Source organism: Actinoplanes utahensis, from assembly GCF_016862455.1.
Classification (GTDB): domain Bacteria; phylum Actinomycetota; class Actinomycetes; order Mycobacteriales; family Micromonosporaceae; genus Actinoplanes; species Actinoplanes utahensis.
The window spans coordinates 56,729-74,083 of the sequence record NZ_BOMZ01000037.1; the positions used below are offsets into that span (position 1 = coordinate 56,729).

17 protein-coding genes and 1 pseudogene are annotated in these 17,355 nt (G+C 72.4%); 12 read left to right on the forward strand and 6 right to left on the reverse strand.

All coding sequences use genetic code 11. The annotated features are described in order from the left end of the window. Positions 1-13: 13 nt before the first annotated feature. The gene (locus Aut01nite_RS13500; protein WP_043525637.1) at positions 14-1,378 is read right to left on the reverse strand and encodes a cellulase family glycosylhydrolase; all 1,365 of its coding nucleotides are present in this window, start codon (positions 1,376-1,378) and stop codon (positions 14-16) included. 408 nt (positions 1,379-1,786) lie between these two features. Here Aut01nite_RS13500 and Aut01nite_RS13505 point away from each other — a divergent pair, with 408 nt between their 5' ends. Next, positions 1,787-2,113: a hypothetical protein gene (locus Aut01nite_RS13505; RefSeq protein WP_052163799.1), complete on the forward strand. Its 327-nt coding sequence runs from the start codon at positions 1,787-1,789 to the stop codon at positions 2,111-2,113. Between the two features lie 285 nt (positions 2,114-2,398). Here Aut01nite_RS13505 and Aut01nite_RS13510 read toward each other — a convergent pair whose 3' ends face one another. Further along, the gene (locus tag Aut01nite_RS13510; RefSeq protein ID WP_043525636.1) at positions 2,399-2,590 is read right to left on the reverse strand and encodes a hypothetical protein; all 192 of its coding nucleotides are present in this window, start codon (positions 2,588-2,590) and stop codon (positions 2,399-2,401) included. A gap of 181 nt (positions 2,591-2,771) precedes the next feature. Continuing rightward, positions 2,772-4,304, reverse strand: a complete 1,533-nt coding sequence (locus Aut01nite_RS13515) for a serine hydrolase domain-containing protein (RefSeq protein WP_043525635.1) — start codon at positions 4,302-4,304, stop codon at positions 2,772-2,774. Positions 4,305-4,489: 185 nt separating this feature from the next. Between Aut01nite_RS13515 and Aut01nite_RS13520 the strand changes: the two genes are divergently transcribed. Together Aut01nite_RS13520 and Aut01nite_RS13525 are read left to right on the forward strand one after the other, a co-directional pair. Beyond that, positions 4,490-5,548, forward strand: coding sequence for a pectinesterase family protein (locus tag Aut01nite_RS13520; protein ID WP_043525634.1), 1,059 nt, complete (start codon positions 4,490-4,492; stop codon positions 5,546-5,548). 59 nt (positions 5,549-5,607) lie between these two features. After that, a complete protein-coding gene (locus Aut01nite_RS13525; protein WP_152628739.1) occupies positions 5,608-6,357 on the forward strand; it encodes a hypothetical protein in 750 nt (249 codons plus the stop codon). On the opposite strand, the gene Aut01nite_RS13530 is transcribed toward Aut01nite_RS13525, so the two are convergent. Beyond that, positions 6,323-7,018, reverse strand: a complete 696-nt coding sequence (locus tag Aut01nite_RS13530; RefSeq protein ID WP_152628738.1) for a PaaI family thioesterase — start codon at positions 7,016-7,018, stop codon at positions 6,323-6,325. The genes Aut01nite_RS13525 and Aut01nite_RS13530 overlap by 35 nt on opposite strands. Before the next feature lie 110 nt (positions 7,019-7,128). Here Aut01nite_RS13530 and kstD point away from each other — a divergent pair, with 110 nt between their 5' ends. Continuing rightward, on the forward strand, positions 7,129-8,772 hold the full coding sequence (kstD, locus tag Aut01nite_RS13535) for a 3-oxosteroid 1-dehydrogenase (RefSeq protein WP_043525632.1): 1,644 nt from the start codon (positions 7,129-7,131) through the stop codon (positions 8,770-8,772). A gap of 14 nt (positions 8,773-8,786) precedes the next feature. Continuing rightward, positions 8,787-9,218: a type II toxin-antitoxin system Rv0910 family toxin gene (locus Aut01nite_RS13540; protein WP_043525631.1), complete on the forward strand. Its 432-nt coding sequence runs from the start codon at positions 8,787-8,789 to the stop codon at positions 9,216-9,218. On the opposite strand, the gene kstR is transcribed toward Aut01nite_RS13540, so the two are convergent. Then, the gene (gene kstR / locus Aut01nite_RS13545; RefSeq protein WP_043525630.1) at positions 9,204-9,851 is read right to left on the reverse strand and encodes a cholesterol catabolism transcriptional regulator KstR; all 648 of its coding nucleotides are present in this window, start codon (positions 9,849-9,851) and stop codon (positions 9,204-9,206) included. The two genes, Aut01nite_RS13540 and kstR, sit on opposite strands and share 15 nt — an antisense overlap. A 102-nt stretch (positions 9,852-9,953) precedes the next feature. Between kstR and Aut01nite_RS13550 the strand changes: the two genes are divergently transcribed. The 7 genes and pseudogenes from Aut01nite_RS13550 to Aut01nite_RS13575 all read left to right on the forward strand — a co-directional run bounded on the left by Aut01nite_RS13550 (position 9,954) and on the right by Aut01nite_RS13575 (position 15,831). Beyond that, positions 9,954-10,952 (forward strand): acyl-CoA dehydrogenase family protein, encoded by a 999-nt coding sequence (locus tag Aut01nite_RS13550; RefSeq protein WP_043525629.1) that lies wholly within the window; start codon positions 9,954-9,956, stop codon positions 10,950-10,952. Continuing rightward, entirely contained in the window at positions 10,933-12,075 is a 1,143-nt protein-coding gene (locus Aut01nite_RS13555) for an acyl-CoA dehydrogenase family protein (protein ID WP_043525628.1), read from the forward strand. Before Aut01nite_RS13550 ends, Aut01nite_RS13555 begins: the two co-directional genes overlap by 20 nt. A gap of 5 nt (positions 12,076-12,080) precedes the next feature. Then, a pseudogene (locus Aut01nite_RS43420) lies at positions 12,081-12,920 on the forward strand (bifunctional MaoC family dehydratase N-terminal/OB-fold nucleic acid binding domain-containing protein); the annotation flags it as partial. Further along, the gene (locus Aut01nite_RS43425) at positions 12,912-13,280 is read left to right on the forward strand and encodes a hotdog family protein (protein ID WP_275409692.1); all 369 of its coding nucleotides are present in this window, start codon (positions 12,912-12,914) and stop codon (positions 13,278-13,280) included. The pseudogene Aut01nite_RS43420 and the gene Aut01nite_RS43425, both read left to right, overlap by 9 nt. Beyond that, positions 13,277-14,434, forward strand: a complete 1,158-nt coding sequence (locus tag Aut01nite_RS13565; protein WP_043525627.1) for a lipid-transfer protein — start codon at positions 13,277-13,279, stop codon at positions 14,432-14,434. The genes Aut01nite_RS43425 and Aut01nite_RS13565 overlap by 4 nt, the downstream gene beginning before the upstream one ends. A 63-nt stretch (positions 14,435-14,497) precedes the next feature. Next, a complete protein-coding gene (locus Aut01nite_RS13570) occupies positions 14,498-15,058 on the forward strand; it encodes a hypothetical protein (protein ID WP_152628737.1) in 561 nt (186 codons plus the stop codon). 5 nt (positions 15,059-15,063) lie between these two features. Then, positions 15,064-15,831 carry a hypothetical protein gene (locus Aut01nite_RS13575; protein ID WP_152628736.1) on the forward strand — a complete coding sequence of 256 codons (768 nt, stop codon included), beginning with the start codon at positions 15,064-15,066 and terminating at the stop codon, positions 15,829-15,831. A 7-nt stretch (positions 15,832-15,838) separates the two neighbouring features. Here Aut01nite_RS13575 and Aut01nite_RS13580 read toward each other — a convergent pair whose 3' ends face one another. Beyond that, positions 15,839-17,350 (reverse strand): flotillin family protein, encoded by a 1,512-nt coding sequence (locus Aut01nite_RS13580; protein WP_043525623.1) that lies wholly within the window; start codon positions 17,348-17,350, stop codon positions 15,839-15,841. Positions 17,351-17,355 lie beyond the last annotated feature (5 nt).

Consider the following 17,355-nt stretch of genomic DNA (forward strand, 5'->3'; position numbering starts at 1 on the left):
GCCCGGCCCGGTCTCAGGAGGCGGTGCAGCTCACCGTCGCCGGAGCGGTGTTGGAACCGGTCCAGGAGGCGGTGAAGCCCCAACTGGCCGAGGCGCCGGCGGCCAGCTTGCCGTTGTAGGCGACGTTACTGGCGGTGACGACGTTCCCGGCGGTGCTCACCGTGGCGTTCCAGGTGTTGGTGAACCGCTGCCCGTTCGGCCAGGTCCAGCTCACGGTCCAGCCGTTGATCGCCGCGTCGCCCGCCTTGACGGTGACGTCGCCCTGGAACCCGCCCTGCCAGGAGTTCGTCGCCGTGTACGTCGCGGTGCAGGCGCCGGTGGGAACGGGCGGCGTGCTGGTGGACGGCGAGGGCGAGGTGGGCTCGCTCGGCGTGACACCCCCGAAGATGGTCGCCTCCTTCGCGGTCGCCTTGATCCCGTTCGCCCCGTTGAACAGCCGCTGGCCCCACGGCGTCAGCTGCGCCGGGTTGAAGGAGGTGACCATGTCCAGGTACTCGACGCCGCCGCCGTTGCCGCTCCACGACCAGCCCAGGTAACCCACGCCGAGCTGCTGCGCGGTCGCCAGGATGGTGTCCTCGTCCGGGTCGCCGTCGGAGTGGTTGTGCCCGAACTCCCCGACCACCAGCGGCAGCCCCGCGGTCCGGAACCGGTTCAGGTAGTCGGTGATCTCCGCGGCGGTGTCGAACACGCCGTACATGTGCACCGAGAAGACGACGTTGCGGTTCGGGTCGGCGGCGAAAACCGAGGCCGCGTTGTCACGCATGGTGAACGACCAGTCCTGGCCCCAGTTCGGCGCGTCCACCATGATCTGGTGCGCGAACCCGGCGGCCCGCAGGCGGGTGATCGCGTTCTTCGTGTCGGTCACCCAGCCGGACGGGTTGGTGTTGCCGTACGGCTCGTTGCCGATGTTCAGAATGACGTAGTTCTCCTGGCCGTCCAAGGCGTTCTTGATCGAGATCCAGTAATCGACGGCCTGGGCCAGCGTCGCCGCGGCGCCCTCGTCGCCGTACCCGGTGGTGTCGTGCACCTCCAGCACGCAGATCAGCCGGTTCGCCTTGCACTGCGCGATCACGTTCGACACGTCGGCCGCGTCGTTCCTGGTCCATCGGTTCCCGCTGCTCAGTACCACGCGGACGGTGTTCGCGCCGAGCGCCTTGATGTGCGCGAGAGAGCCGAGCTGGCTCGCGTACCAGGTGTGCGCGTGGTTCACCCCGCGCATCACGAACGGCGTGCCGTTGCCCTCGAGGATCTGCGTGCCGGACACGGTGAACCCGGTCGCCGCCTGGGCCGGCCCCGCCACGAACAGCGCCGTGACTCCGGCACAGACCGCAGCGACGAGGCCGGCCAGCCACGTTCGCCGTCTTCTGGGGATGGTCATTTCTCTCTCCTGGGGGATGGAGTGGGTGGGAGCGCTCCCAATCTGCCTCGCTCAATTCATCATTGTCAACGTCAACCCCGCAGACTTGGTACGGGCCATCCCGTCCCCGCCGGACCCCGCCCGCCCCGCCACGGCCACGCGAGGTGTTGCCCACTCACGGCATCCCCGCGGCCACCGGGCCGAATGCGGGGGTCACCCCGCGTTCTGTCCCGTCGCTCGATCACGCCCGCCGTATTCGGTGGTCGCCCTACGTTCCGCCCCGCCGCTCGATCACGCTAGCCGAAACGGCCGTCATTACACTACGTGTTGTCAGGTCTCGGTGATCACGCTTGACAGTCCCGCCGGACACCGGCAACAGTATTGCCTTCACCTGGTATTTCGTTGCCGCATCGAAGGGTTCGCCCGCACATGGAACTGCATCCTGACGACCACGAAGAGTTGCTGAACGGCAGCTCGGCCCTCGAAATGTGGCGCCGCAGTGATCATGCCGTCCAGGTCGCCGAGGAACTGATGCGCATGCACGGCGGCACCGTCCCGATGAGCGAACTCCTCTGGCTCGGCGCCGAGTCCTACCTCCCCCGCCAGTGGCACGCCGGCCGCGCCCCCGAACCCGTCGAGGCCGCCGTCCTCGTCTACAACCGCTGGCGGCAACTCGAGGAACGCCGCCGCCTCCGCCGCTACCCCGCCGCCCCGCCGACCACCCCGCCCTCGGCCCCCGAACCCCACGACTCCTGACCGTCTCCCGCCCCGGTGCCGCGGCTCGGCCGTAACCCCGGCCCCTGGTCGCCGGCGAGCCCGGCCCTCTCGGGCGTGGCGGGCCGCGCCCTGCCTGCCGGGCGGGGCGATCGGACCGGCGTCCGGATTGTTGATCACATACTCGGGCGGGGCCCGGCCCCACGGCCCGAAACGACAGCCTGTACGCGGCGGGGCACGCCAGCGGGGCGATCAACGTCTACCGCAACGTGTCGGTGCGCTGAGGAAGCGGCCGGCAGCGACGCGGAGCCGTCGCTGCCGGCCGGTTCACGTCGGTTCAGCGCTGCGGATCCGTTCGTCGGTCCAGTAACTGGCGCTGTCCTGTGCGCTGCGGTCGGGTCCGACGCCGCCACCCGGCGCATCGGCGGGTCCCGAGGTGGCGGTGGCGACCGCCCAGCCGACTGCGGCGGCTATTCCGGCCGCCGCGGCGATCAGCGCCAGTGCACATTTTCCGCCCATGTCCGTCCTCCGGTCACGTCGGCGTCTCGCTGCGACCTCGGTGACATCGCGGTCGGTGACATCGCTGAGGCCAAGCGTGACACGGGCGGCGCCTGCGGCGACTACCTCGGCGGACCGGACCGGGCCAGGCCGGGACGGCGCCGGCGGGGGACACCCGCGGAACCGTCCCGGCGAGCAGGGGTCAGGAGACGGCGGGGTACGGGAGCGTCACCGGGAGGAGGCGCGGCGGGGTGGACGTGGTGCGCAGGGCCGTCGGTGCGGACGGGGTGCGGCGGTAGAGGCGGCCGCCGAGGCGCAGCCAGCCGACCGTGCCGTCCGGATTGCGGACGAAGTCGGCGCGGCTGTGGGCGTCGGAGCCGTCGGGGCCCCAGACCAGCGCGTAGTCCTTGCGGTAGAACGGCAGGACCGCCACGTTCTGGCCCTCGTACGACAGGATCAGCCGCCCGTCGGCACCGGCCAGCTCGTACGCCAGGGTGGCTCGTTCGCCGCCGAAGCCGATCTGGTCGGCGACGTAGCGGCCCTCGTAGGGCGCGAGCTGGGCCGGGGACAGCACCTGCGGGCGGGCCGGCAGGTTGTGCAGGCCGGCGAAGCGGCTGAGCGCCCAGTCGCTGGAGAACAGTTCGGCGGTCAGGAGCGGGCCGCTCTCCGCGTTGGTGAGCACGGTCAGCGCGAAGTCGCGTTCCGGTACGAACAGGAAACCGGAGTGGTGGCCGGGCCAGTCGCCGCCGTGCTGCACTACCCGCGGGCCCTCGGCGGTCGGTCGCAGCATCCAGCTCACGCCGGCGCCGTCGAGTTCGACGAAGAGGGTTCCGCCGGGGCCGGGCCGCCAGCGCATGGCTCGCAGCGACCGCCGGGTGAGCAGCGGGCTGCCGTCGCCCAGGTGGTAGCGGGCCCAGCGCAGCTGGTCACGGGCGGTGGAGTAGAGGCCGCCGACCGCGTTGATGCTGCGCGGCAGCGGCACCTCGCCGGGCGCGCCGTCGTAGTCGTGGCCGGACGCGATCCGTACCCCGGGGAGCTCGGATGTCCGGAACGCGGTCTGGCTGAGCCGCAGCGGGCCGAGGATCAGGTCGCGGACCGCCTGCTCGTAGCTCTTGCCGGTGACGACCTCGATCACCCGGCCGGCGACGGCGAAGGCCGCGTTGTTGTAGGAGAACACCGTGCCCGGGGCGGTGAGCTGGGGGACCGTGGCCATCGCGGCGACGTACCGCGCCAGGGCGTCGTCGCCGTCGCCGGTGTCGAGGAAGACGTCGCCGAGCCAGCCGGCGCTGTGGTTGAGCAGGTGCCGCACGGTGACGCGCCGGGATGCGGCCTCGTCGCTGGTGCGGAAGTCCGGCAGGTAGCGGCGCACCGGGGCGTCGAGGTCGATCCGGCCGCGTTCGGCCAGGCGCATCACCGCCGTACCGGTGAAGGGCTTGGTGGTCGACGCGATTCGGAAGGCGGTCTCGCCGGTGACGGCCTGCGGCGCGGACACGTCGGTGACGCCGAACCCGCCCAGGTAATCGCGGCCCCGGTAGCGGAGGCCGTAGGAGACGCCGGGAATCCCGTACGCCGCCATCGCGCTCTTGATCTTCTCTTCCAGCTCCCGGACCGCGCCGGGCACCCGTGATCCGGCGGCGTGGGCTGGTGTCGCGGTCGCCGCCGCGCCGGTGGCGACCGCGGCGGCGCCACCCGCCACGGTGCGCAGAAGCGTACGGCGGGACATCGGCTCGGGCATCGAGGGTTCCCCTGTCGATCGCTGCGCCGTCGTCGGCGCACTCCCGTCGGACTGTAGCCACACGAGTCACTGTGGAGGGTGGGCCGCGGTGGAGGGGCGAAGGTCATTGACGTTCCGCGATGAGACGCCTAACGTTCCGAGGAAAGCGCTTTCCCCGAGCGTAATCCCCTATCAAGGAGCGTGGTATGCGTCGGCGTACCTTCCTCGGCATGTCCTCCGGACTCGGGATCGTGGCGACCGGCGTGCTGCCGGGGCCCGCGTCGGCTTCGGCGCGAGCGAAGAAGCCGGACCTGATCGTGGCGGCCGACGGCAGCGGTGACCACACCGGGATCCAGGCGGCGATCGACGCCGCGCCGGCCGGCAGCACCACCCCGTACGTCATCGGGGTCCAGCCCGGCACCTACTCCGGCCAGGTCATCGTGCCCGCCACCAAGCCGTTCCTCGAGCTGCGCGGCCTCGGCCGCCGCCCGGAGCACGTGGTGATCGCCGACGACCGGGCCAACGGCACCCTCAAGCCGGACGGCACGCCCTGGGGCACCTCCGGCAGCGCCTCGGTCACGGTGAGCGGCGCCGACTTCCGGGCGGTGAATCTGACCCTGGCGAACCTCTTCGACGAGGCCGCCCACCCGGAGATCACCAACCGGCAGGCGGTGGCCGTGCTGACCCGGGCCGACCGTCTCGTCTTCGACCGGGTGCGGTTCCTCGGCAACCAGGACACCCTGTACGTGAACAGCACCGCCGCCGGCGTGGTCAACCGGGTCTACCTGCGCGACTGCTACGTGGAGGGCGACGTCGACTTCATCTTCGGCCGGGCCACCGCGGTGTTCGACAGGTGCCGGATCCATTCGCTCAACCGGGGCAGCACCCCGAACGGGTACGTCACCGCTCCGAGCACCGACATCACCAACCCGTACGGGTTGCTCTTCGCCCACTGCCGGTTCACCTCGGACGCCCCGGCCGGGACCGTCTTCCTGGGCCGTCCGTGGCACCCGAGCAACGACCCGAACGCGATCGGCCAGACGATCATCCGGGAGTCGTGGATCGGCGCGCACATCCCGGACGTGGCGTGGAGCGACTTCGGCACCTGGCCGTGGGAGGACGCCCGCTTCTTCGAGTACCGCAACACCGGGCCCGGCGCGCTCAGGTCGGAGAACCGTCCGCAGCTGACCCGGGAGCAGGCCGCCGAGTACACGATCGGGGCGTTCCTGCGCGGAGCCGACGGCTGGCGGCCCGACCGCTGTTGATCGCCCGTGTGGGTGACGGCGGCGCGCCGATCCGCCGGATCGCTGCATATCCTCGGGCCGTGCCGGTGTCACGGAAGCGGAAGAAGGTCCAGAGGTCGGCGGCGGCGGTCAAGGCGGACCGCCGCCGCGAGCACGTCAGGAGGGTGCGGGCGGCCAACGAGGTGCGGGAGATGCTCGCCGGCTGGACGGCGGGCGACGCCCGGCGGACCGAGGAGGCCCGCCCGCACGCGGGGCGGGTGATCGGGGCCCTGCTGGCGTCCCCGAGGACCGGGATCGCGCTGGAGGACGAGCTGTGCGCCCGGCTCGGCGAGGTCCCGGACGAGGTGGCCCCCCGGCATCTCGCCGAGGCGCTGGCCGACGCCGCCGGGGTGCTGCCGGAGGACGACGCGGCCGCCGAGCGGGTACGGATGGTGGTCGCCGGGGTGCTGCCGGCCCGGTTCCGGCCGCGGACCGGCCTCGACGCGCCGGACCCGCTGCTCAAGGAGCCGGCACTGTGGACCCGGGATCGCGCCGGTACGCGGTTCGCCGTCTGCGCGCCGTTCGGTACGCCGGACGGCCCGGTCCGCTGGTATCTGTGGGGCCTGGGCGTCTCCGGCTACTACGCCTCGCCCGAGGAGGCGCTCGTCGCGTGGCAGGTCGGCATCGGCCCGGCGGCGGCCGGCGGCACGGTGTGGCACGAGGTCGACGACTGGCCGCTGGTGGCCGGGTTGCTGTCGGCGGACACGAGCGGCGCGGCCGAGTTCCTGCGGTCCCGCCGCCTGGCCGAGGTGCTGCTCAGCCGGCACGCGGCTCCTGGTAACGGCGGCTGAGGACCGGCCCGAAGAGGCGCTGGGCCTGCTCGGCGCGGAGCGCGATGAAGAGGCCGGTCGCCTCGACCAGGACCCGGCCGGGCTCGTCGGCGCAGGCGATCGTGCCGGTGGCGGTGACCCGGCGGTTCTCCACCCCGACCACCTCGCCGGTGAGCCGGAGCGGGGTGTGCAGCGGCACCGGCCTGCGGTACGTGGTCTCCAACCGCCCCGTCATGCCGGGGTTGCCGGAGTGGGTGACCGCGTAGCCGAGCATCTGGTCGAGCAGCATCGCGCTGACACCACCGTGCGCGTAGCTGGGCGGGCCCTCGAACGCGAGCCCGAGCGTGCAGGTCCCGATCGCGACCGTGCCCTCCCGGTGGATCTCCACGGGCGGGGCGAGGGCGCTGCCGGCGCCGGTGACCGGGTTGTAGAGACGAACCCCGGCGATCAGGTCGTCGGCGGTGGCGCTGTCGAACCGGGTGCGGACCCGTTCCCCCAGCGGCGCGGCGGCCTGCCGGATCCGCTCGGCGGCCCGCAGCAGCTCCTCGGTCGGCGCCTCGGTGGCCGTCGCGTTCTCCACCAGCAGGCGCAGCGCGTCGCCCAGCTCGCCGATCGCCTCGCGCCGCCGCAGCAGCCCGTCGTCGACGGCGTGCAGCCGCCGCCCATTGTCGACATCGCTCACAGCAACAGGCTGCTATACCGCAGGCCATCCCACCTAGTGAATCTCATCACACTGCTATAACCTGTTCTAGTTATTGCGGACGCGTGAACGACCCGTCGGATGGGGAGGTCATGGCGATCACCGTGGAATACGACGTGGTCGTGGTCGGTGCCGGCGCCGCCGGGATGACGGCGGCACTGACGACGGCGCGCAGCGGACTGGACACGGTTCTCATCGAGAAGGCGTCCGTCTACGGTGGATCGGCCGCTCGTTCGGGGGCCGGGATCTGGGTTCCGAACAACGACGTGCTCCTCGCCGCCGGGGTGCCGGACACCTTCGACAAGGCCGACACCTACCTCGCCGCGGTGGTCGGGCCCGAGGTCCCCGCCGAGCGCCGCCGCGCCTTCCTCACCGCCGGGCCGCGCGCCATCGCCTTCCTGCAACGGTGGACGCCGCTGCGGTTCGCCTGGATGCAGGGCTATCCCGACTACTATCCGGAGCTGCCCGGCGGGATGCCGAACGGCAGGTCGATCGAGCCGCAGGCCCTCGACGCGAACGTGCTCGGCGACGAGCTGGCCCACCTCAACGGCCCCTACCAGGCGAGCCCGCCCGGGACCGTGGTCCACACCGTCGACTACAAGTGGCTGTCGCTGATCGCCCGGCATCCGCGCGGTGTCGCCACCGCCACCGAGATCGTCTGGCGGTACCTGCAGCTCGCCGCCCAGGGCCAGAAGCCGGTGACGATGGGGCAGGCGCTCGCCGGCGGGCTGCGCGCCGGGCTGATCGCGGCCGGGGTGCCGGTCTGGCTGGACACGCCGCTGCTCGACCTGCACGTGGAGAACGGCCGGGTGGCCGGCGTCGTGGCCCGGCGCGACGGCGCGGAGACGCTGATCCGGGCGCGGCGGGCGGTGGTGATCGGCAGCGGCGGCTTCGAGCACGACGAGCGGATGCGCAAGCAGTTCCAGGCCGACCCGATCGGCACCGACTGGACCATCGGCGCGGACTCCAACACCGGCGACGGCATCGAGGCGGGGGAGCGGGCCGGCGCCGCCCTCGCGCTGATGGACGACGCCTGGTGGGGGCCGATGATCCCGCTGCCCGGCGAGCCCTGGTTCTGCCTGTCCGAGCGGACCCTGCCCGGCACCATCTTCGTCGGCCGGGACGGGAGGCGGTTCGTCAACGAGGCCGCGCCGTACAGCGACGTCGTGCACGTGATGTACGACAAGGGCCACATCCCCTGCTGGATGATCACCGATCAGGACTACCGGAACCGCTACCTGTTCAAGGACCTGGCCCCGCTGCTGCCCTACCCGGACGACTGGTACTCCTCGGGCGCGCTGGTCAAGGACTGGACGCTGGCCGGGCTGGCCGCGAAGACCGGCGTGCCGGCGGCGGCGCTGAAGAGCACCGTCGACCGGTTCAACGCGCAGGCCAGGGCCGGCCGGGACCCGGACTTCCACCGTGGGGACAGTGTCTACGACGCGTACTTCGCGGACCCCACCAACACCCCGAGCCCCTGCCTCGCGCCGATCCGGCTGCCACCGTTCTACGCGTTCCGGATCGTGCCCGGAGATCTGGGCACCAAGGGCGGCCTGCTCACCGACGCCCGCGCCCGGGTGGTCCGCCCGGACGGCTCGGTGATCCCCGGCCTGTACGCCGCCGGCAACGCGAGCGCGGCCGTGATGGGCCACAGCTACGCGGGCGCCGGCTCGACCCTCGGACCAGCAATGACCTTCGGTCACGTGGCCGGCCTCGACATCGCGGCCACCGGATAGCTAGGAGCACCGACATGCCCAAGGTGAGTGTCACGGCCACGGCGACTGCCGAACCCGACAAGGTGTGGCAGGTCGTCACGGACCTGCCCCGGACCCCCGAATGGAACAGCATGCACCAGGGCTTCACCGGTGACGTGCCGGCGACGGTGGTGGCGGGCACCACGTACAAGCAGAAGGTGAAGTTGATGGGCATGCCCGCCGAGATGAACTGGCGGGTCGTCACCGCGGACGCCCCGAACCGTCTGGAGATGGCCGGGGACGGCCCGATGGGCGTCAAGGCGAAGAACCGGTTCGTCATCGAGCCGGAGGGCTCCGGCTCGAAGATCACTTACGAGATGGAGTTCGCCGGGCCGGCGCTCAACGGGCCGATGGCCGCCATGCTGGAGAAGCAGGCCGGGCCCGCCGCCAAGCAGGCCCTGGAGAAACTGACCTCACTGGTCGCGTGAGCCGGGGGACAGCAGCAGCCGGGTGGCCAGCTCCAGGTGGTTGACCACGTCGTTCGCCGAGGCCCGGCGGGTCACCCAGGCCACCAGGTTGGACAGCCACACGTCCCCGATCACCCGCGCCTTGGCCCGGTCGTCGGCGGTCGGCTCGATGCCGTCGCCGGAGTGCATGGCGCGGGTGAACATCTCCTCCATCAGCCGGGCCACCGCGTTGACCTCGGCCGACGCCGACGGGTCGGCGAACATGAAGGCCCGCGTCATGGCCTCGGCGAGCAGCGGCTCCCGCTGCATCGCCCGGGTCATCCGGCCCAGGACGTAGAGCATCCGATCGTACGGCGTATCGCCCGGAACGGGTTTGCGGCCGAGTTTCTCCTGGATGGACTCGAACTCGGAGGCGAGCGCCGACACCAGTAGATGGATCTTCGACGGGAAGTAGCGGTAGAGCGTGCCCAGGGCGACCCCGGCCTTCTCCGCGACCGTGCGCATCTGCACCGCGTCATAGCCGCCCTTGGACGCCAGCGCCAGGGTGGCCTCCAGGATGCGCCGCCGCCGATCGCGCTGCGCCGCCGACCCCTGCTCCGCCTCGCCGCCGCCGAGGGCGCCGCGGTTTGTGGTACTCGTTCTCGCTGTCGCCATGGTCGCCCTTTCGCCGGTGAATCAAGCCTAGCAACGGCGCGTTGCATCGTCGTGTCGCCCATCGGTGGTGCCGTCAAACTGGAACGTGTTCTAATCAGCGTCATGGACTTTCATCCGGACGAGGCACAGACGGCGATCAGCCGGCTCGCCGGTGAGGTGCTCGACGGCAGCTCCGGCGATCCGGAGAAGGCGTGGGCCGCGCTCGGGCAGGCCGGGCTGCTGAGCCTCGCGGTCCCGGAGCGGCTCGGCGGCGCCGGCCTCGGGATGCTGGAGACGGCGCTCGTCCTCACCGAGATCGGGCGGCGCGCCGTCGAGGTGCCCGCGCTGCCGATGCTCGCGGCCGGGGTGCTGACGGTCGCCCGCTGGGGCCACCGGGCGCAGCAGGACGAGCTGCTCGGCGGCGGGCCGCCCCTCGGCGCGGCGATCGCCGAGCCCGGCGATCCACTGCCGGCCGCGCCGCGCACCGCCCTCACCGCCGACGGGACGGTCATCGGGGTGAAGACCGGCATCCCGGCGGCGGACCGGATCCTGGTCACCGTCGACGGGCCGGGCGTCGTGGTCGTCGACCTCGATCAGGAGCCGGGCGTCACCACCGACGGCGGGATCCTGCGGTTCGACCGGGCGCGGGCGACCCGGCTCGGTGGCGCCGCCTGCCACGCCGACCTGCACCGCAACGTCGTCGCGAGCGCCTGCGCGATCGGCGACGGGGCACTGGCCGGCGCCCTCGCCCTGACCGCCGGGCACGTTCGGGCCCGGCGGCAGTTCGGGCGGCCGCTCGCCACCTTCCAGGCGGTCGCCCAGCAGATCGCCGACGTGTACGTGGCCAGCCGCACCCTGCACCTCGCGGCGCTCACCGCGGCCTGGCGGCTCGGCGCCGGCCGGCCCGCCGACGACGACCTCGACGTCGCCGCGCTGTGGCTCGCCACCGAGGCGCCGCCCGCGATGCGGACCTGCCATCACCTGCACGGCGGGCTCGGCCTGTCGATCGACTACCCGCTGCACCGGCACACCACGCTGATCCGGGACATGGTCCGCCTCCTCGGCGGCGGCGCCCACCGGCTGGCCCTGTTGGGAGAGCGCCTTGCGCATCGAACCGAGTGAGGATCAGCGGAGGCTGCGCGACGAGCTCCGGGCGTACCTCGGCACGGTCGTGAGCCCCGCGCAGCGGAGGGTGTTGCTGCGGGAACGGCACGGGACGGCGTTCCGGGACCTGGTCGCGACGCTCGGGCGCGACGGGTGGCTCGGGCTGGGGTTCCCGGCCGAGTACGGCGGGCGCGGGCTCGGTGCGGCGGAGCAGCAGATCTTCGTCGACGAGGCGGCCCGCGCCGATGTGCCGCTGCCGGCCGTGACCCTGCAGACGGTCGCGCCGACGCTGCTCGGGCACGGGACCGCCGAGCAGCGGCGCTACTTCCTGCCGCGGATCCTGGCCGGCGAGCTGCACTTCGCGATCGGGTACACCGAACCGGAGGCGGGGACCGACCTGGCGGCGCTGCGGACGCGGGCGGTGCGCGACGGCGACGGGTACGTGGTCGACGGGCAGAAGACGTTCACCACCGGCGCGCACGACGCGGACTTCCTGTGGCTGGCGTGCCGGACGGATCCGGCGGCGGCCCGGCACCGGGGTCTCTCGATCCTGATCGTGGACACGAGCGATCCCGGCTACTCGTGGACGCCGATCATCACCTGTGACGGGACGCATCACGTCAACAGCGTCTACCTGAGCGGGGTACGCGTTCCCGAGAACCGCCGCGTCGGCGGCGAGGGGGACGGCTGGCGGCTGATCACCACCCAGCTGAACCATGAACGGGTCATGCTCGGGCCGGCCGGGCGGATCGGCGCCCTCTACGACCGGGTGCGCGCCTGGGCGTACCGTCGGGGGGCTCTGGAGGATCCGGACGTCCGCCGCGCGCTGGCCCGGGCCCACGCCGCCCATCGCGTCAACGAACTGCTCAACTGGCAGATCGCCGGTGGGGAGCCGGGACCGGCGGACGCCAGCGCGACCAAGGTGTTCGCGTCCGAGCGGCTGCTGAGCCTCGGCCAGGAGCTGGCGGAACTGGTCGCGCGGCACGGGGATCCGGGTGATCCGGAGACGGCCGGGCTGCTGGAATGGCTGGACGTGCACGCGCGGCGGGATCTGGTGCTGACGTTCGGCGGCGGGGTCAACGAGATCCAGCGGGAGATCATCGCGAGCGCGGGCCTCGGCCTGCCGAGAGTGCCGAGGTGACGGCCATGATCCTGGAGACGGCGCGGCGACTGCGCGAGGCGGGGGAGACGGCCGCGCGAGCGGGACGCGATCCGGTCAACCTGCCGATGATCAGGACGTGGCTGGAGGCGATGGGGGACGCGAACCCCGTCTATGAGCGGGAGCTCCTCGCGCCGCCCGCGATGATCCAGGTGTGGACGATGCGGGGCCTGTCCGGTCCGCCTGTCCCGGACCCCCTCCACCTGATGTCCGAAATCTCGGATGAAGAGGGATTCGTGGCGGTGGTGGCGACGGACTCGCGGCAGACCTACCACCGCTATCTTCGCGTGGGCGAGGAGGTCTCGGTGCGCAGCCGTCTGGACTCCGTCGTGGGACCCAAGCGGACCGCGCTCGGTGAGGGCTGGTTCATCACGACCGTCAGCACGTGGCTGGTGGGCGACGAGCCGGTCGCCGAGATGACATTCCGCATATTGCGGTATAGGCCGGGTTCATTGGCGACAGAGGTCGAAGAGAAGCTGCGGCCCACGATCACCCCGGACAACGAGTTCTTCTGGGCTGGGGTCACCGCCGGTGAGCTGCGCTTCCAGCGCTGCGGCGAATGCCGCATGCCCCGTCACCCGCCCGGCCCGGCCTGCCCCGCCTGCGGTTCCTTCAAGCAGGAGTACGACGTCGCGAGCGGCGCCGGAACCATTCACAGCCACGTCGTCCACCACCATCCGCCCGTCCCCGGCCGCCGCGCCCCGTTCGTCGTCGCCCTCGTCGACCTGCCCGAAGGCGTCCGCATGGTCGGCGAGTACCGCGGCCCCCGCCCGGAGATCGGCGACGAGGTCCGGGTGTTCTTCGACGACGGCCTGCCGGTGTGGCGCCCGGACGTGCCGGTCCTGGAGCCGTGGACGATCGAGGTCACCCCGACCCTGATCGTCAGCACCGCCCTGGCCACCCGCGACTTCCAGAACGTGCACCACGACCGGGACGCCGCCGTCCGCCTCGGCGGCCGGGACATCTTCCTCAACATCCTCACCACCACCGGCCTGGTGCAGCGGTACGTCACCGGCACGCTGGCGCCGGGCACCCGGATCCGCGGCATCGACATCCGGCTCGGGACGCCGTGCTACGCGTACGACACGCTCACCTTCACCGGGCAGGTCCTGCCGCACGGCATCGAGGTGGTCGGGCGGACCGGCGCCGGCGCCCACGTCACCGGCCTGGTCCGGGTGGCGCCGTGATCAACCGCACCGCGGCGATCGCCGGGATCGGCGCCACCGAGTTCTCCAAGGACTCCGGGCGCAGCGAACTGCGGCTCGCCGTCGAGGCGATCCGTGCCGCCCTGGACGACGCCGGGCTGCGGCCCGCCGACGTGGACGGCCTGGTCACCTTCACCATGGACGCCAACAGCGAGATCGCGGTCGCCCGGGAGCTAGGCGCCGGCGAGCTGACCTTCCTGACCCGGATCGGGTACGGCGGTGGCGCGGCCTGCGCGGTCGTACAGCAGGCCGTCCTCGCGGTCGCCGCCGGGATCGCCCGGGTGGTGGTCTGCTACCGGGCGCTCAACGAGCGGTCCGGCCGGCGGTTCGGGCAGGCGCACGCGTCCCCGGACGCCGACGCCGCCTGGCACGTGCCGATGGGGCTGGCCACCCCGGCCGCGCAGGTCGCCATGGTGGCCCGGCGCTACCTGCACGAGTACGGGGCGAGCACCGACGACTTCGGCCGGGTCTCGGTCGCGGCCCGGCGGCACGCGGCGACCAACCCGCACGCCTGGTTCCACGGCCGGCCGATCACCCTCGACGAGCACCGGGCCTCCCGGTGGATCGCCGAGCCGCTGCGGCTGCTCGACTGCTGCCAGGAGAGCGACGGCGCGGTCGCCGTGGTGGTGACGTCGGCGCAGCGGGCGCGGGACCTGGCCCGGCCACCGGCGGTGATCGCGGCGGCGGCGCAGGGCAGCGGGCCGGGACAGTTCGTGATGACCAGCTACTACCGGCCGCGGATGGCGGCGCTGCCGGAGATGGGGGTGGTCGGCGGGCAGATCTGGGCGCAGTCCGGGTACCGGCCGGAGGAGGTGCGGACCGCGATGCTGTACGACCATTTCACCCCGTACGTCCTCCTGCAGCTCGAAGAGCTCGGCTTCTGCGGCCCGGGCGAGGCGCGGCACCTGATCGCCGACGGCGGGATCGAGCTCGGCGGCCGGCTGCCGGTGAACCCGCACGGCGGGCAGTTGGGCGAGGCGTACATCCATGGCATGAACGGCATCGCCGAGGCGGTCCGGCAGGTCCGCGGCACCGCCGCCAACCAGGTGCCCGGCGACGGCCCGGTCCTGGTCACCGCCGGCACCGGGGTCCCGACCAGCGGCCTGATTCTGGAACCGGCGGGTGCGCGTCCCTAGTTTGTGATCACATCACACACGGGGGCGATCGAGTTGTCGAAGAAGGCTGTCCTGTGCACGGCGGTGGCACTGACATTCGTGCTGATCACCGGGTGTACGCCGGACGAGCCGGCGCCGACCGTCCCGACCCCTTCTCTCAGCGCGCCGGCGAGCGAGCCGCCGGAAGCGGAGGAGCCCGCCGGCGCCCTCTCCGGGCTGGGCGCCGACGCCGACTGGGACAACTTCATCCTGGACTGCGCGAACACCGAGCAGGAACCGGTGATCCAGACGGTGGCCACCGGCGACGTGACGGGTGACCACGTGGCCGACGCCGTGGTCGCTCGCACCTGTGCCGCCGCCACCCCGTACGTCCCGTCGACGATCGAGGTCTTCGACGGCAAGTCCCCGGCGGCGCGGCCCTGGCGGATCGGCACGGCCCTGCTCGGCGACGTGGCCACCACCGACCGGCCCTGGGTGATCGCGCTGGCCGTACAGTCCGGGGTGATCATGATTCAGGCCCATGGCGGCGAGACCGCCTGCCCCAAGCTGCGGCTCACCTATCGGTACCAGCTCGACGGCACCGCGTTCCGGCGGCTCGACCGGGTGGCCGGCACCTCCACCACCTGCCTACCGATACAGGAGTGACCGGCATGAGGCAGCGCGCCGAACTCGTCGCCGACCTGGCCCGGTGTCTCGCCCCGGTGGCCGACCCGCTGGGCCGCGACGGGCTGCGCACGCTCCTCGCCGCCGCCGGATGGGAGCCGGCCGGGGAGGGGTTCACCGCCGGGGACCTGTCGGCGTGGGTCGACGACGACGGGATCCGGGTCGACCTGCCGCACTACGGGCTCCCCGCCGAGGCGGACTTCGCCGCGATCGAGACCGCGATGAAGGAGCTCGCCGAACTGCTCGACCTGCCGCCGGCCGGCCCGCTCGACCGGGACGAACGCGAGTACCACCCGGTCAAGGTGCGGCTGCGGGCCGGGCACTGGGCGGTGGTGGTCGCGGTGCTGTCCGAGGGCGACGACCTGCCGGTGATCGTGGAGGTGTCCTTCTTCTACGGCGCGGACCTGCCGGTACGCCTCGCCGACCTGGCCGGGCCGCCGCTCGGGTGGTTCCCGGTCGACTGGGCCGAGGTGACCGACCGGACCGGCGTCGAGATGCCGGAGGACTACCGGTGGGTGCTGGAGAACTACGGCACCGAGCCACTCGGCGGCCGGGTGGCGCTCTACGAGCCGGACACCCTTGGTAAGCCGGTGTATGAGGGCACCCGGTATCAACTGCTGCCGATCGGTGTCACCGCCGGCGGCGAGGAGATCGCGTACCTGCTGGACTGGGAGATCACCGGGCTGCGGGCCGGTGACCGCGAATACGACACCGGCCTGCTGCACCACCTGGTGGTGACGCTGGCAGGCCGGTGACGACCGGTCAGTCCTGGGTCCTGGCCTCCACCGAGGGCTGGTCCCCGTTCGCCTTCGCGGCGGTGCTCAGCTTCGACAGCAGCCCGGTCAGGTCGATGCCGGTCAGGTCGGAGCCGATCTGCAGGCCCTGCGCCACGTTCCCGGCCACCGACTTGGTCAGCGACGTCGCGCCGTCGGTGGAGATGACGGTCAGCTTGTCGACGTTGCCGAGCGGGGCGCTCGCCGCCTCGACGACCTGCGGCAGAACCTTCACCAGCAGGTCGATGACGGCGGCTTCGCCGTACGCCGCGAACGCCTCGGCCTTGCGGGCCATCGCCTCCGCCTCCGCCTGGCCCTTCGCCAGGATCGCCGCGGCCTCGGCCGCGCCCTCCCGCTCGATCGCCTCGGCGATCGCGGTACGCCGCCGCTGCTCCGCCTCACCCTCCTTGGCGCCCTCGATCGCGTGCGCCTCGGCCAGCGCGGCACGGCGGGCCCGCTCGCCCTCACCGGTCAGCCGCGCCTGCTCGGCCTGCGCCTGCGCGCCGGCGATGGTGGCCTGCCGCTGCGCGTCGGCGTGCAGCACCGCCGCGCTGCGGGCCGCCTCCGCCTCCTGCTCCACCCGGTAACGGGCGGCGTCGGCGGGCTTGCGCACCTCGGTGTCGAGCTGACGCTGCTTGAGCTCGGCGTTCTGCTCGGCGACCTTCTGCTGCTCGGCGAGGATCTTCTGATCCCGTTCCGCCTGGGCGAGCGGGCCGGCCGCCGCCGACTGCGCCTTCGCCGCGTCGATCTCGGCCTGGATGCCGGCCTGCTTCAGCGACAGGTTCCGGTTCGCCTCGGCGATCGCCTCCTCCGCGAGGAGCCGCTCCTGCTCGGCGGCCTGCCGGGCGCGGGCCTCGGCGATCGCCGCGTCCTTGAGCACCCGGGCCGCCTCCGGACGGCCGAGATCCTGCAGGTACGAGCCCTCGGCCAGGATGTCCTGAAGCTGGAACGTGTCGAGCACCAGACCCTGGTTGGTCATCGAGTGCTCGGCCTCCTCGGCGACCGCGCTGGCGAACGCCGCCCGATCCCGGATGATCTCCTCGACGGTGAGCCGGCCGACGATCGACCGCAGCGCGCCCGCGAGCACCTCTCGGGTGAAGTCCTCGATCTCGGCCTGCTGGTGCAGGAACCGCTGCGCGGCCGCGCGGATCGCGCCCTCGGTGCCGCCGACCTTCACGATCGCGACACCGTGCAGGTCGGCGCGGATGCCCTGCTTGGAGACGGCGCCCTTGATGCTGACGTCGATGCGGCGGCTGGACAGGTCCAGCGACTGCAGTTTCTGCACGATCGGCACCACGAACACCGACGCGCCCATCACGACCTTCTGCCCGGACATGTCGGTGCTGCTGGTGCCGTCCAGCCCCTGCGTCACCTTGCCCTTGCGGCCGGTGATGATGAACGCCTCGTTCGGCCCGGCCACCTTGATCCGGGAGAGCACGAACACGATGAGGAGCACGACCAGCAGCACGGCGCCGCCGATCGCGTACAGCAATCCATTCATGTGTG